The sequence below is a fragment of the Roseibium album genome, assembly GCF_001404515.1.
In the GTDB taxonomy this organism is placed as follows: Bacteria; Pseudomonadota; Alphaproteobacteria; order Rhizobiales; family Stappiaceae; genus Roseibium; species Roseibium album.
In genome coordinates this window covers 564,607-578,561 of sequence record NZ_CXWE01000002.1, presented here as the reverse complement: position 1 = coordinate 578,561, position 13,955 = coordinate 564,607, and the positions used below count along the sequence as shown (strand labels likewise).

The 13,955-nt window shown below is 58.8% G+C and carries 11 protein-coding genes; 5 read left to right on the top strand and 6 right to left on the bottom strand.

Annotation, left to right across the window (positions count from 1 at the left end):
- Positions 1-3 precede the first annotated feature (3 nt).
- The 6 genes from iolD to LA5095_RS07855 all read right to left on the bottom strand — a co-directional run bounded on the left by iolD (position 4) and on the right by LA5095_RS07855 (position 7,891).
- Positions 4-1,845 carry a 3D-(3,5/4)-trihydroxycyclohexane-1,2-dione acylhydrolase (decyclizing) gene (iolD, locus tag LA5095_RS07880; RefSeq protein WP_055113673.1) on the bottom strand — a complete coding sequence of 614 codons (1,842 nt, stop codon included), beginning with the start codon at positions 1,843-1,845 and terminating at the stop codon, positions 4-6.
- On the bottom strand, positions 1,842-3,788 hold the full coding sequence (locus LA5095_RS07875; protein ID WP_055113671.1) for a bifunctional 5-dehydro-2-deoxygluconokinase/5-dehydro-2-deoxyphosphogluconate aldolase: 1,947 nt from the start codon (positions 3,786-3,788) through the stop codon (positions 1,842-1,844). The genes iolD and LA5095_RS07875 overlap by 4 nt, the downstream gene beginning before the upstream one ends.
- A 27-nt stretch (positions 3,789-3,815) precedes the next feature.
- Positions 3,816-4,595: an ATP-binding cassette domain-containing protein gene (locus LA5095_RS07870; protein ID WP_055113425.1), complete on the bottom strand. Its 780-nt coding sequence runs from the start codon at positions 4,593-4,595 to the stop codon at positions 3,816-3,818.
- 1 nt (position 4,596) lies between these two features.
- Positions 4,597-5,724, bottom strand: coding sequence for an ABC transporter permease (locus tag LA5095_RS07865; protein ID WP_055113424.1), 1,128 nt, complete (start codon positions 5,722-5,724; stop codon positions 4,597-4,599).
- Positions 5,725-5,954: 230 nt separating this feature from the next.
- Positions 5,955-6,896, bottom strand: a complete 942-nt coding sequence (locus LA5095_RS07860) for a sugar ABC transporter substrate-binding protein (RefSeq protein WP_055113422.1) — start codon at positions 6,894-6,896, stop codon at positions 5,955-5,957.
- 137 nt (positions 6,897-7,033) lie between these two features.
- On the bottom strand, positions 7,034-7,891 hold the full coding sequence (locus LA5095_RS07855; RefSeq protein ID WP_055113670.1) for a MurR/RpiR family transcriptional regulator: 858 nt from the start codon (positions 7,889-7,891) through the stop codon (positions 7,034-7,036).
- 119 nt (positions 7,892-8,010) lie between these two features.
- Here LA5095_RS07855 and iolG point away from each other — a divergent pair, with 119 nt between their 5' ends.
- From iolG to LA5095_RS07825, 5 genes are all read left to right on the top strand, one after another.
- On the top strand, positions 8,011-9,009 hold the full coding sequence (iolG, locus tag LA5095_RS07850) for an inositol 2-dehydrogenase (RefSeq protein ID WP_055114285.1): 999 nt from the start codon (positions 8,011-8,013) through the stop codon (positions 9,007-9,009).
- A 171-nt stretch (positions 9,010-9,180) separates the two neighbouring features.
- Positions 9,181-10,311, top strand: coding sequence for a Gfo/Idh/MocA family protein (locus LA5095_RS07845; protein WP_055113668.1), 1,131 nt, complete (start codon positions 9,181-9,183; stop codon positions 10,309-10,311).
- 384 nt (positions 10,312-10,695) lie between these two features.
- Positions 10,696-11,313, top strand: a complete 618-nt coding sequence (locus LA5095_RS07835; RefSeq protein ID WP_055114283.1) for an NAD(P)H-dependent oxidoreductase — start codon at positions 10,696-10,698, stop codon at positions 11,311-11,313.
- The gene (locus tag LA5095_RS07830) at positions 11,313-13,214 is read left to right on the top strand and encodes a monovalent cation:proton antiporter-2 (CPA2) family protein (RefSeq protein ID WP_055113663.1); all 1,902 of its coding nucleotides are present in this window, start codon (positions 11,313-11,315) and stop codon (positions 13,212-13,214) included. Before LA5095_RS07835 ends, LA5095_RS07830 begins: the two co-directional genes overlap by 1 nt.
- Before the next feature lie 26 nt (positions 13,215-13,240).
- Positions 13,241-13,912, top strand: coding sequence for a DsbA family oxidoreductase (locus tag LA5095_RS07825; protein WP_082442651.1), 672 nt, complete (start codon positions 13,241-13,243; stop codon positions 13,910-13,912).
- The last annotated feature ends 43 nt before the right edge of the window (positions 13,913-13,955 follow it).

The following is a 13,955-nucleotide window of genomic DNA, read 5'->3' as shown; positions in this document are numbered from 1 at the left end:
AAATTAATCCGCGGCGCGCTGATGCTTCAACGCCGCCACATAACCCTCGCGCGCGGTCCTGACCGCCTCGCGGGAAGAAACCTCTGGGATGGCAACATCCCACCAGTGGCCACCACCGTTCTCACCCGGGCCGTGCATCGGGTCGGTGTCGATAACGATGACGGTCGGGACCGCCCGGTCACGGGAGGCCAGAATCTGGACTTCCAGATCCGCAATGTCCCGTGCCTTTGCGGCGTGCGCACCCATGGAAGCAGCATGGGCGACAAAGTCGATATCCGGCTGAACTTCGACATTGCAGTTTTGATAGAGATTGTTGAACTGCTCTCCACCGGTGCCCATTTGAAGTCGGTTTATACAGCCATAACCTCGGTTGTCGGTTAGAACGACCGTAAAAGGGACCCGGCGCATGACCGCAGTGGCCAGTTCGGAATTGGCCATCATGTAGGAACCGTCTCCGACAAAACAGACAACATCCCGGTCCGGTTTCGCCAGTTTGACACCCAGGGCTCCGGCAATTTCATATCCCATGCAGGAATACCCATACTCCATGTGGTAACCGCCTTGCGGTGCCTGCCACAGCAGCTTGAGCGCTCCCGGCATGGTGCCGGCGGCGCACATGGCGATGGTCTTGTGCGTTGCGGTGCGCTGAACAGCACCGATGACTTCCGCATCGAGCGGAAGACAGTCTTCCGGGATATTTGTGCGGGCGGTGCAATGGGCATCGACCCTTGCGAGCCAGTCAAGACGGGATTGCGGGTCGAAGGCGCCGCTGTTGTAATCTCCGAGTGCACTGGAGATCTTCTCAAGCGCGGCCTTGGCATCGCCGACAACGCCTGTGGCACCATGCTTGCAGGCGTCATAGCCCTTTACGTTGATGGACACGAGTTTGCGGCCGGAGTTCTTGAACAAGGCCCAGGATCCGGTGGTGAAATCCTGAAAGCGTGTACCGACACCGATGACAAGATCGGCAACTTCAGCCAGCTTGTTGGCGCACTCGGCGCCATCGACACCTGCCGCACCGAAGTTCATCGGATGGGACTGGGCCAGGGCGGATTTGCCGGCCTGTGTCTCCAGGACCGGAATGCCGTGCCGGGTTGCGAAATCCGCGAGCGTCTCTTCTGCCTGCGAATAGACAACACCGCCACCGCATATCAGGACCGGATTGTCCGCAACCTTGATCATCGCTGCGACGTCGTCGATATCACGGCTGTCAGGCTCCGGGCGCCGAATGCGCCAGACCTTCGGCTCGAAGAAGCTCTCCGGGTAGTCGAAAGCGTCGGCCTGGGTGTCCTGACAGAATGCAAGTGTGACCGGTCCGCAATTGGCAGGATCGGTCATGACCTGAAACGCGCGCGGCAAGGCCGTCAGCAGGTGTTCAGGTCGGCTGATCCTGTCGAAGTAACGCGACACGGGACGGAAACAGTCATTCGCCGACACCGTACCGTCGTCAAAGTCCTCCACCTGTTGCAGAACCGGGTCCGGAGCGCGGTTTGCAAAGACGTCACCGGGAATCAGGAGCAGGGGAAGTCGATTGACATGGGCGAGAGCTGCTGCGGTGACAAGGTTGGTCGCTCCCGGGCCGATGGAGGACGTGACGGCCATTGCGCGGGTCCGCTTGTTGGCCTTGGCATAAGCGATTGCCGTATGAGCCATTGTCTGCTCGTTCTGACCGCGCCAGGTGGGCAGCGCATTGCCCGCCTGTTCAAGTGCCTCTCCAAGGCCGGCGACATTGCCGTGGCCGAAAATAGCCCAAACGCCGTCAATGAAACGGTTGCCGTCCTCAGTCATCTGCGCCGCCATGTAACGGACCATCGCCTGTGCGGCGGTGAGGCGGATCGTGCTCATTCGTGAATTCCTTGAGGTTCGTTCAGCCGCGCTTTGCTGCGTGCTTCGTCCCAGATGTGGCAAAGCCGTTCATAGCGACTGCTCATATCCGCGACAGCTTCTTCATTTGTCATCCTGTTCGCAAGCCATTTGCGGGCGGCATCGGCAAAGATCGTGCGGCCAACCGCGAATCCCTTCACGAGTTGAAACTGAGCAGCCTGGGCAAAGCTTGCCGCCAACTGATCTTCAGGTGCATCGAGACCAAGAACGACAATGCCCCGTGTGTAGGGGTCGTTGTCGGTGATCGCTGCACAGGCCTTCGACCAGGCCTCTTTTGAGGTCATGGGTTCGAGTTTCCACCAGTCCGGATAGATGCCGATCTCGTACATGCGCCGAATGATTGTTGCGGTCGTGTCGTCGTCGATTGCGCCGACCTTTGACGGTATCACTTCCAGCAGCAACTCGAGGCGGTTGCGCCGACAGGACGCGAACAGTCGTTTCAGGATATCTTCCTGTTCGGTTCTCATCTCTTCGGAATCGTCCGGGTGATAGAAACACAGCACTTTCACCACGTGTTCGGTGGGCCATTCCGCCAGACCACCGAAATCAGGACCGATTTCGGGTTCCAGGGTGAGTGGACGCGAGGCCGGCCATTCGACAGGGTGACCGATCCACAACCCGGTTCCGGCGGCCCGGTAAAGCGCGTCGCGGCCGTGACGGCTGTCGCAAAGGATGCCGTAGCCTGACCGGTCGTGTGCAACGCTGAGCGCCGCGTCGAGGCACAGGTTCTTGAAAAATCCGATGTGCTCATGGGTGACGCCTGCTTCATCCGCCATCTTCTCGATCTGGATGCGGTGATCGAAGGCAAACACGCGCATGGTCGACCAGTCACCCCCATGGGAAAATTGCCGGTTGGTCGACCAGTGGATCTGATCCAGTTCCGGGTCCTTGCGCAGCGCTTTCGTCTTTACGCCGCGTTTCAGGAAAAACTGGAGTTCCTCCCAACTCGGATAGGCCGGCGTGCAGCCGTGACGGGAGACAGCGAAGGCGCCACAGGCATTGGCGTAGGTCAGGCTGGTGACCCAGTCCTCGCCCTTTATCCAGCCTCTCAAAAGGCCTGACATGAAGCCGTCGCCAGCGCCCAGAACATTGAAGACTTCAATGGGGAAACCGGGCCCGGAAATACCGTCATCGAGGCTATCGGGGATGCCGCCCTCGAATGCGGTGGCTCCCATGGGTCCGCGTTTGCAGACAAGTGTTGCCCCGGACACCTTGCGCACGTTCCGGAGGGCCTGAACCGTGTCGGTTGTGCCGCCGGCAATGTGGAATTCCTCTTCCGTGCCGACGATCAGGTCGAAGAGATGCAATGTTGCTTGCAGTTTCTCGGTGACCTTGGCGGACGCAATGAAGCGGTTTTCACCGTCACCATGCCCGGAAAGCCCCCACAGATTGGGCCGGTAGTCGATGTCGAGTGCTGTCCGGCCACCACCATCGCGGGCGAGTGTCAGGGCTTTCGTCACCGCCGCTTCGGTTTGCGGATGGCTCAGATGGGTTCCTGTTGCCACCACGGCCTTTGCAGAGGCAATGAACTGCGGATCGATATCATCTTCGCACAGGGCCATGTCGGCGCAGTTCTCGCGATAGAAAATGAGCGGAAACTGTTCCTGGTCCCGGATGCCGAGCAGAACAAGGGCTGTCAGGCGCTCCCTGTCCGTAACGACACCGCGTGTTTCCACGCCGTGCCGCTCCAGTTCTTCACGGATAAAGCGCCCCATGTGTTCATCGCCAACCCGGGTAATCAGCCCGGACTTCAGGCCGAGCCGCGCCGTCCCGGTCGCCATGTTGGTGGGCGAACCGCCGATATACTTGTTGAAGGATGCCATATCCTCCAAGCGGCCGCCGGCCTGTGCTCCATAGAGATCGACCGAGGAGCGGCCGATGGTGATGACATCGAGTTTTTTCACGACTTTATCCCGTCAATTATTCTTCACTCAGACAGTTCCGCCGAGAGAACCTTCGAGTTGAGCGAGTTCCTGACCGCCAGCCATGAGTTCCTGCAGTTCCTCGGCCTGTATGTTTCCGCGTTCTGCTGTGCCGAGGGTTTTTCCCCGGTTCAGGACCGTAAACCGGTCCCCGACGGCCATTGCGTGGCGCACGTTGTGTGTGATGAAGACAACGCCGATGCCCTTTTTGCGGACCTTGTCGATTGTGGCGAGCACGTTTGATGTCTGTCTGACGCCGAGGGCGGAGGTCGGTTCGTCGAGGATGAGGACCTTTGCGCCGAAATAGACCGCCCTTGAGATGGCGACGGTCTGGCGTTCTCCGCCCGACAGGGTGCCGACGGCCTGGTCTGGCGAGCGCAGATGAATGCCCATCTTGGCCATCTCGCTCATGGTGACCTGGTTGGCCCTGGTGAAGTCGAAGAACTTGAGCGGGCCGATCCGCTTTTCCGGCTCGCGTCCCATCCAGAAGTTTCGCGTGACCGACATCAGCGGGATCATCGCCAGGTCCTGGTAGACCGTGGCGATGCCGGCGGTCATGGCATCGCGGGGGCTTTCGAAGTTTACTTCCCTGCCTTCGATGAGGATCTTGCCATGGGTCGGCTTGTGGACACCGGACATGGTCTTGATGAAGGTCGACTTGCCCGCGCCGTTGTCGCCCAGAAGGCAGTGGCATTCTCCGGCCTTGACCGACACGGTGACCCCGTTGAGGGCGATGACCGGGCCGAAGTGCTTCTGGATGTCGACGAGTTCGATCAGTGCATCGCTCATGTCAACGTTCTCCCGTGATCATGCGGCGGATATAGGTGTTGAGGATCACCGCGAGCAGCAGGATCACGCCGAGGAAGACGCGGAAGAGCGAGCTCTCGACGCCGGCAAAGAACAGGCCCTGCTGGACGACACCGAAGATGAGGGCGCCGAGCGCGGCGCCGATGACCGAGCCGTAGCCACCGGTCAGCAGTGCCCCTCCGATGACGACGGAGATGATGGCCTCGAATTCCTTGAGCAGACCGCGGTCGGCGGCCGCAGAGCCGAACTCCATCACCTGGCAGGTGGCGAAGATGGTGGCGCAGAAGGCGGTGAACATGAACATCGAGATCTTGACCCGGTTGACCGGCACACCGACATAGCGGGCCGCCTGGGCATCGCCGCCGGAGGCGAAGATCCAGTTGCCGAACTTGGTGCGGGTCAACAGGAAATGACCGAAGATGATCAGGATCAGGGCCCAGATCATCAGCATCGGAATGCCCTCGACCACCGGCTGTCCGGCCTTGGGACCGGCAACGAACTTGCCGACCACGCCCAGATCGGCCAGCCAGACGAACAGCCAGTTGAAGACCTTGCCGCCGAAGAGCCAGGCGATGGGATCGCCCTCGGCCGCATCCTTGACGCCGCCGATGATGGTCTTGCGGGTGGTGGCAATGGCAATGAAGATCGTCAGACCGCGCAGGATGTACAAAAAGGCCAGGGTGACGATGAAGGAGGGCAGGCCGGTCTTGACCACCAGATAGCCGTTGAGGGCGCCGATGGCCAGCGCCAGGGCAAAGGCGACCAGAATGGCAAACCAGGTGGGAAAGCCCCACTGGACGCTCATCAGGGCAATGATGATGCCGGAAAAGCCGATCATCGATCCGACGGACAGGTCGAACTCGCCCGCGATCATCAACAGACAGGCGCCGACGGCGATGATGGCGAACTGGGCGGAAACCGTGCCCCAGTTGAAAATGCCTTCAGGCGCGAACATGCCGCTGTCGCTGGCAATACTGAGAAAGAACACGAAAACGAGTATTGTGCCGCAGATCGCGCCCAGCTCGGGACGGATCAGGGCCTTGCGCAAGGATGACATCTCGCGGACGCGTTCATCCTTTTGAGGCGCGGCGGTCGGTTGGGACTCAGCCATGGATTTCCTCCTGCGTGCCGTGTGGCCGGCCGCTTCACTGCGGCCCTGCCGCAAGACCTTTATGTCCTGGGTTGGTCGACAAGGCGGGACAGCGCCAGCCCGGTCTCTTGTGTGCTGTCCCAGGAAACGGACCTGCAAACGCGGTCGTTCCGGTTCGGGCCCGTGCCCTGAACGGAGAGGCAGCGCGCCGCCTCTCCAGGTGACCGCCGCGCGGCGGTCACAAGACGCTCCTAGCGATACTCGCCGGCAAACTCTTCAACCTTGGCAAGGGCATCCTTGGTGATGAAGCCCGGGCCGGAGTTGATGTTGTTGCCCGGCAGAACCCCAAAACGCTGGTAGTTCGCAAGAACGATCACCGGCAGGTAGGCCTGCAGGAAAGGCTGCTGGTCAATGCCCCACTGAATGGTGCCGTCCTTGATGCCCTTGACGATCTCGGTGCCCAGATCGAACGTGCCGAAATAGATCTCGCCGGCCTTGCCGATGTCCTGAAGAGCGCCGATGGTCGGGTCCGCAGAGGTCGGGCCGAGGGTCAGGATCGCGTCCACGTCCGGATTGGCAGACAGATACGCCTTGACCTTGTTCTTGATCTCGGCCGGATCCTGGCCGCTGTCGATCATGCTGTCGCCAAGATCAACACCAAGACCGTCGGCAAAACCGCGGCAGCGCTCGCCGACAACCGGGTTCGATACAACGTGGTTCACACACAGGAACGAACCAACACCATCCCGCTTGGCGCGCTGTCCAGCCGCCAGACCGGCATCATATTCCGGCTGGCCGACATACATCAGCGCGCCAACCTCGGCGGCCTGCTCGGGCGTGCCGGAGTTGATGATGATCACCGGAATGCCCTTGGCAACCGCATTCTGGATCGGGCCGCTCAGAACATCAGGATCGGCAAGCGTGGTGATGATGCCGTCAGGGTTGGACGCCGCCGTCTGCTCGATGATCCGCGCCATGTCGGCAATGTCACCCGTCGGCGGATTGCGATACTCAACCTCCGCACCAACCTGCTCACCCGCAAGAGCCAGACCGTTCTTGATCGTGTTCCACCAACTGTCGCTGTCAGGCGCATGGCTGACAAGAACAAAACGCTCCCCTTCAGCCAGAGCCGGTGTCGACAAACCCGTAAATGCAACAGCTGCTGCAGCCATCGCAAACAATGTCTTCTTCATCCGTTCCTCCCAGAACAATTTCGCGGACCAAGTCTCCCGTCCGCGATTTCAGAAATCAAAGGTGGCATCGGGAGGTCCCGGCCACAAATGGAATATAAATTCTAAAATTTATTGATTGCAACACATTTTTTCTAAAATCAATTTATTCTGTTGCGCTGCGCACCCACGGAAACGGCCAAAGTGATTGCAAGAGAAAGACTTGCGGACAAAGCACGGAACGCACCGACGTCGAGATCGGAAACCAGCAGCTGGATAGCCTTGAAGCGTGCAAGCGGACTTGTGACCATATCGGTGATCGCCACGATATCCGCTCCAGTTTCGCGGGCTCTTGCGACAATATCGAGTGTCATCTGGGTGTAAGGGGCGAACGTGACGGCGATCACGGCGTCATTGGGTCTGATCAGATGTTCCATGTTGATATTTGCGAGCCCGGAGTGAAGGACCGCGGGGACATCCATTTTCTCAAAGGCGTAAGCAAGATAGGATGTGACAGGGAACGCGCGGCGAAAGCCGATCATATGGATCGTTTCCGCGCGGGCCAAAACATCAACGGCCTGTTGAAGAGACCGCGGTTCTACCGTGGTCATCAGGTTTTCAAGAGATGCCCGCCCGACTTCGACGAATTCCGCAAGCAGGGCCGACGGGGATTCGGCGCCGTGTTCGCGCAGTTTGTCGAGACGCGTTGCATAGTCCGGCCATTTCCGGGAATAGCCGGATCGGAAAAGCTTTTGCATCTGGGAAAAGCCCGTGAACCCCATTTCCTGGCAAAAACGCATGACGGCAGAGGGCTGGACATCGGCACCTTCGGCCAATTCGGCGACGGTTGAAACGGCAACACGGTCGGGATTGGCTGCAATGAAATCCGCAAACTGTTTCAATCGTTTCGGAAGGTCGTCGGCCGAATTGCCAAGGCGATTGAAAAAAGCATCTATCGTGTCGGGAGCTGAACCGTTCTCATTCCGAGATTCGTCAGTATCCTGCTTGGCATCTTTCATTGTATGGTTCTTTTCCGACTTGACACATTCCGTGGAAAGTGATTTTGGAATTTTTATTCTAAATTGGCAAGCCGCCGTTTGGGCCGATTCCGCGCCCTTTAGTCTTGAAAGGAAACATCATGACCGTGAATGTCGCCCTGCTTGGGGCCGGACGTATCGGAAAGGTTCATGCAAAGGCTGTCGGTGCGACGGATGGCGCCAACCTGGTGGCAGTTGCCGATGCTTTTGAAGATGCCGCCATTGCTCTTGCAGGAAAACATGGCGCCCGTGTGAGCACGATAGACGCGATAGCGGCGGCAGACGACGTTGATGCCGTCATCATCTGCACACCGACGAACATGCATGCGGACCTGATCGAGCAATTCGCGCGCGCGGGCAAGGCGATCTTCTGTGAAAAGCCGATCGACCTGTCTCTGGAACGCACGAAGTCCTGCCTCAAGACGGTCGAGGAGTGTGGCGCGGTGCTGATGCTCGGCTTCAACCGCCGGTTCGATCCACACTTCCGGGCCGTGCGCGAGGCAATTGACGAGGGCCGTATCGGAGATGTCGAGATGGTCCAGATCATTTCCCGCGACCCGGGGGCGCCTCCGCCAACCTATATCCAGTCCTCCGGCGGCATCTTCCGCGATATGACTATCCATGATTTCGACATTGCCCGTTTTCTGCTGGGCGAAGAGATCTCCACGGTCTACGCGACCGCGTCCGTCCTGGTCGATCCGGAAATCGGAAAACTGGGTGATTATGACAGCGCGACAGTGGTACTGATGACGGCCTCCGGCAAGCAGTGTTCGATATCCAATTCCAGACGGGCGACCTACGGTTACGACCAGCGCATCGAAGTGCATGGATCAAAGGGAGCAGTCGCCGCGGAAAACCAGCGTCCGGTCGGCATCGAAGTCGCTACGGCAGAAGGTTACGCGAGGCCGCCACTGCACGATTTCTTCATGACGCGATACACCGAAGCCTATGCGGCGGAAATTGCCGCCTTTGTCAATTCCATTGAAAACAAGGTTGCCCCCTATCCGTCAGGTGAAGATGGCCTCAAGGCTCTGACACTGGCAGAAGCGGCCCTGAAGTCGGTCGCAGAACGGCGGTCGGTCGGGTTGGATGAAGTCTAGACCAACTGCAAACGGGCATTCTCCCGAGGCGGACACTCAGGTCGGTCGCGGCGGATGGCCTGAACAATCGGAACAAGCAGTCATCGTCCCGAGAAAGCGCTGTGCGTCTCTTCCGGGTGACGGCGATCGGCGATCGGGTCAGGCTGGTCGCAGAAACGGGAGAACCACGGGATGAACAGTCTTGGCGTCGGACTTGTCGGCACAGGATTCATGGGCAAGTGTCATGCGCTGGCCTATGGGTCGGTAAAGGCTGTCTTCGGCGACGTGCCGGATATTCGTCTCGAGGTTTTGTGCGACGTGCCGTCCGACAAGGCCGACAGTTTCGCGAACCAGTTCGGATTTGCCAGGGGAACAGCCGACTGGAGAGATCTTGTTGCAGATCCCAATGTCGATATCGTCTGCATCACAACGCCCAACAAGGTGCACAAGGAAATGGCCCTGGCGGCCCTGGCTGCGGGCAAGCACGTGCACCTTGAAAAGCCCATGGCCCTCACGCTGGAGGACGCAAAGGCACTGCTGACCGTTGCCGAAGGCTCCGGGGCCAGGACAATCGTGGGCTATAACTACCTTCACAATCCCGCAATTGGCCATGCGCGCAAACTGATCGCCGATGGCGCGATCGGCCGGGTGGTTCATTTCCGGGGCATGGTGGACGAGGACTATCAGGCTGATCCCGAACTTGCATGGACATGGCGGGCAACCAAGGCTGACGCGGGACTTGGAACGCTCGGCGATCTGGGATGCCACCTGATTTCCCTGGCAGCCGCTCTCGTCGGCCCGATCGAAAGCCTCGTCGCGGAAACGAAAACCGTTCATGCGACACGGCCGGTGGGCGAGGGGTCCAGCGAGCGCCGTGAAGTGGAAAACGAGGATATCGCCTCCGCACTGCTGACATTTGAAAACGGTGTACACGGCGTCGTTTCGACGTCTCGCAGTGCCTGGGGACGCAAGAGTTACATCGGGTTTGAAGTCCATGGTACGGAAGGCATGATCACCTTCGACCAGGAACGGATGAACGAGTTGCGTCTCTACCAGAACCGGGGTCCTCTTGCGGAACAGGGCTTCAAGACCCTGCTGAGCGGTCCGGCGCATCCTCCCTATGGTCAGTTCGTGCCGGCGGCAGGTCATCAGCTCGGCTTCAACGACCTCAAGGTGATCGAAGTCCACGAATTGCTTCGATCCATCGTGGAAGACCGTCAGGCGATACCGTCCTTCAAGGATGCGCTCCACTTTGAGGCCGTTATCCACGCGATCGCGAAATCCGGCGAGACCGGGAGCCGCGTTCAGATCAGCACCCTCTGAGATTCGGGCGGGTTCTGCTCCAGTCCCGGGGTTCGAAGCTCAAATTGCGGTCGGCCACCCTGTGTTCTCCACACGTGATCCAAAAACCAGTGGTCGTTCAAGCGGCAAACCCGGTGCGGATCCATTTGAACCCCGGTGGTGCATGCCGCATGCTTGCCAGCGACTTGAGGAATACATAACGATTGTCGGAGCGTCACCGGCTCCTATAACCTCAGGAAATGCCGGAATGGATTTCAGGCGGCCGACGGGTCGGTTGAGTGTTCACTATCCTCCCCTTGAGAACCGGACGGGCCTTGAGATCCGCTTTCCGATGGGCGGTAGTTTGGTTGTCATGAATACCGGGTGGTAAAGCCGCCCGGGACATCTGGAGAAACGGGGGTTTTCTTGGCCAAGGTACTGGTTCTTTTCGCACATCCAAGGCCGGACAGGTCAGAGGTGAATTATCCATTGTTTGAAACGGCACAGGCGGTTCAGGGCGTCACGGCTGTCGACCTCTATGCGGAGTATCCGGATTTCGATATCGACGTCGACAGGGAGCAGGCCAGGCTGGTCGCTCATGATGTCATCATCTTTCAGCATCCCCTCTACTGGTATTCTGCGCCGGCGATCATGAAGGAGTGGCAAGACCTGGTCCTCGAACACGGCTTTGCCTACGGTCTTCATGGCCACTCACTGGACGGCAAGACATTCCTGAATGCGATTTCCACCGGTGCAAAGCCGAATGCCTATTCAACGGACGGCATGAATCATCTGGATCTCAGAAGCTTGCTCGCACCATTCGAAAAGACAGCGGATCTCTGCGGCATGCGTTATCTTGCGCCGTTTGTCATGTTCGGTGCCGGGCGCGCTGTTCAGGACAATCGCCTTGATGTGCATCGAAACGCCTATGATGACCTTCTCAAGGCTCTCGTCGCAGACCGGTTCGATCTTCAAAAGGCGGCGAAAGCAGCGCTGTTGAGCGACGTTCTGGACGATTTCATCTTAAAAGGGGAGGCCGGCTGATGGGGTTGCTCAGCGATGCATTCGTCTATCTTTGCGCGGCCGTCATCGCCGTTCCGCTGGCAAACCGGCTCGGTCTCGGCTCCGTCCTGGGATATCTGATTGCCGGCGTCGTCATCGGTCCGGTTCTGGGTGTCGTTGGGTCCGAGACCACCGAAGTGCAGCATTTTGCAGAGTTCGGTGTGGTCATGATGCTGTTTCTCGTCGGGCTTGAACTGAAGCCGGCGATGCTCTGGAAAATGCGTCAGCAGCTGATCGGTCTGGGCGGTCTCCAGGTTGTGGGAACAACAGCAGTCTTTGCCGGTATCGGTCTTGCTGCGGGACTCACCTGGCAAAGCGCCGTTGCGCTCGGCATGATCCTGGCGCTTTCCTCCACCGCAATCGTGCTGCAGACGCTGAATGAAAAAGGCTGGATGAAAACACAAGGTGGCCAGAATTCGTTTTCGGTTCTTCTGACGCAGGACATTGCCGTCATTCCGATGCTGGCCATACTGCCACTCCTAGCAGGCGCTCATGGAGCCAGCGGCGGATCCGAGGCTCATGCCGGCGGCGAGCACGGCGACGCAGCCGCCCATGGCGGGGAAGCCCTGGCGGCGCTGCCCGGCTGGGCCCAGGCATTGATCATTCTGGCAGTGATTGCCGCGATCATCTTTGCCGGCCGTCATTTGCTCAGGCCCGTATTCCGGTTCATCGCCGAGGCGCATCTGCGCGAAATCTTTACCGCAACGGCTCTGCTGCTTGTGATCGGCATCGCCCTCCTGATGGATTTTGTCGGCCTGTCACCGGCGCTCGGCACGTTCCTGGCCGGCGTTGTCCTGTCCGACAGTGACTATCGCCACGAACTGGAAAGCGACATCGAACCCTTCAAGGGACTGCTTCTGGGCCTGTTCTTCCTGACGGTGGGCGCCGGTATCGATTTCGACCTGCTGTTCGGCGCGCCCGTAACCATTTTCGGGCTTGCCATCGGTCTGATTGCGGTAAAGTTCGGACTACTGTTCGCGCTTGGAACGGTTTTCAGGCTCAGGGGCGCGGACCGCTGGCTGTTTGCGCTTGGCCTGGCGCAGGCGGGCGAATTTGCATTCGTGCTGTTCGGATCTGCATCCGGTGCCGGTGTCCTGGAGCAAACCCTTCTGCAGACGATGACACTGGTTGTCGCCATCACCATGCTGCTCACGCCGGCACTTTTCATATTTTATGAGAAAGTGGTTGCTCCGAGAGCCGTTTCGAAATCCGAGCGTGAGCCGGATGTGATCGATAGCAGGGGGCGGGTGGTTGTGGCCGGAATGGGACGTTTCGGGCAGATCGTCTCCCGGCTGCTGCTGACGAGTGGCTACGATGTTGTCATTCTCGATCATGATCCGCAAACGGTAGAAAACCTTGGTCGGATCGGCATGAGGACCTTTTACGGCGATGCCACGCGGCCCGATCTTCTGCATGGTGCCGGGCTCGGCGAAGCAGATCTTTTCGTTGCAGCGATCGATGACCGGGACAAGCAGACCATGGTGGTCGAACATGTCGCGAAAACCTATCCGAAGGTCAGGATCCTTGCGCGGGCCAGAGACCGCCACCATGTTTATGAACTTGAAATGGCGGGGGCTCACCGTGCCGAGCGTGAACTCTTTGAAGGAGCGCTGGCCCTTGGCCGCCGCGCGTTGATCGAGCTTGGATCGCACCCGTTTCGTGCCCGGACCCGGGCGAAGAATTTCCGCAATCACGATCGTGAAATGCTGGAGGGATTACGCGAAAACTATAACGATGGCGGTGTCGACAAGTCCTATATTGATGCCATGCGTGCCCATTCCGAAACGCTTTACGAAATCATGCGTGCCGAACAAGGCGACGATCGCCATGAACGGACCGAACGTGGTTGGAACCCGCCGCCAAAAGGTGATGCTACACTTTGATTGTGCACTGAAAGAAAGAATCCCGAATGAGTGAAATTTCAGACCTCGACATGGAAGATGCCCTGCAGATCGATATCGTCTCCGATGTTGTCTGTCCCTGGTGCATCGTCGGCTTCAAACAGCTGGAAAAGGCGATCGAGCAAACAGGTGTGACGGCAGCTGTCAAATGGCATCCGTTCGAACTCAATCCGGAAATGCCTGCCGAAGGCGAGAACCTGCGCGAACATATCATGCGCAAATACGGGTCTACGGAGGAGCAGTCCCAGAGTGCGCGCGACAGGCTGACCGAAATCGGCAGGGAACTCGGCTTTGATTTCAACTTCACCGACGACATGCGCATGGTGAATACGTTCGAGGCGCATCAGTTGCTGCACTGGGCGGCGCATGAAGGCAAGGAACATCCGTTGAAGATGGCACTTTTCGAAGCCTATTTTGCCAAGCGACTGAACTTGAACGATAAAACGGTGCTGGCGGATGTTGCAGAAAGTGTCGGCCTTGACCGGGCAGAAGCACTCAATGTTCTGGAAGACAACCGGTATGCGGACGCAGTTCGCCAGGAAGAAACCTTCTGGACGCAGAACGGCATCCAGGGTGTTCCGGCGGTTGTTTTCGAACGGCGCCACCTTATTACCGGCGCGCAGGGTGTCGACAATTACACCGCGATCATCCGGCAACTCATGGATGGCGAAGCGGCTTGAAACTCCGGTTCACGCGGGAGCGGTGCTCTTGAAATGGAGTGGC

Coding starts and splice junctions, on each gene's coding strand:
- LA5095_RS07870 (WP_055113425.1), bottom strand. CDS start 4,595: ATGAGCGATGCACTGATCGAACTCGTCGACATCCAGAAGCACTTCGGC.
- LA5095_RS07860 (WP_055113422.1), bottom strand. CDS start 6,896: ATGAAGAAGACATTGTTTGCGATGGCTGCAGCAGCTGTTGCATTTACG.
- iolG (WP_055114285.1), top strand. CDS start 8,011: ATGACCGTGAATGTCGCCCTGCTTGGGGCCGGACGTATCGGAAAGGTT.
- LA5095_RS07865 (WP_055113424.1), bottom strand. CDS start 5,724: ATGGCTGAGTCCCAACCGACCGCCGCGCCTCAAAAGGATGAACGCGTC.
- LA5095_RS07845 (WP_055113668.1), top strand. CDS start 9,181: ATGAACAGTCTTGGCGTCGGACTTGTCGGCACAGGATTCATGGGCAAG.
- LA5095_RS07825 (WP_082442651.1), top strand. CDS start 13,241: ATGAGTGAAATTTCAGACCTCGACATGGAAGATGCCCTGCAGATCGAT.
- iolD (WP_055113673.1), bottom strand. CDS start 1,845: ATGAGCACGATCCGCCTCACCGCCGCACAGGCGATGGTCCGTTACATG.
- LA5095_RS07830 (WP_055113663.1), top strand. CDS start 11,313: ATGGGGTTGCTCAGCGATGCATTCGTCTATCTTTGCGCGGCCGTCATC.
- LA5095_RS07855 (WP_055113670.1), bottom strand. CDS start 7,891: ATGAAAGATGCCAAGCAGGATACTGACGAATCTCGGAATGAGAACGGT.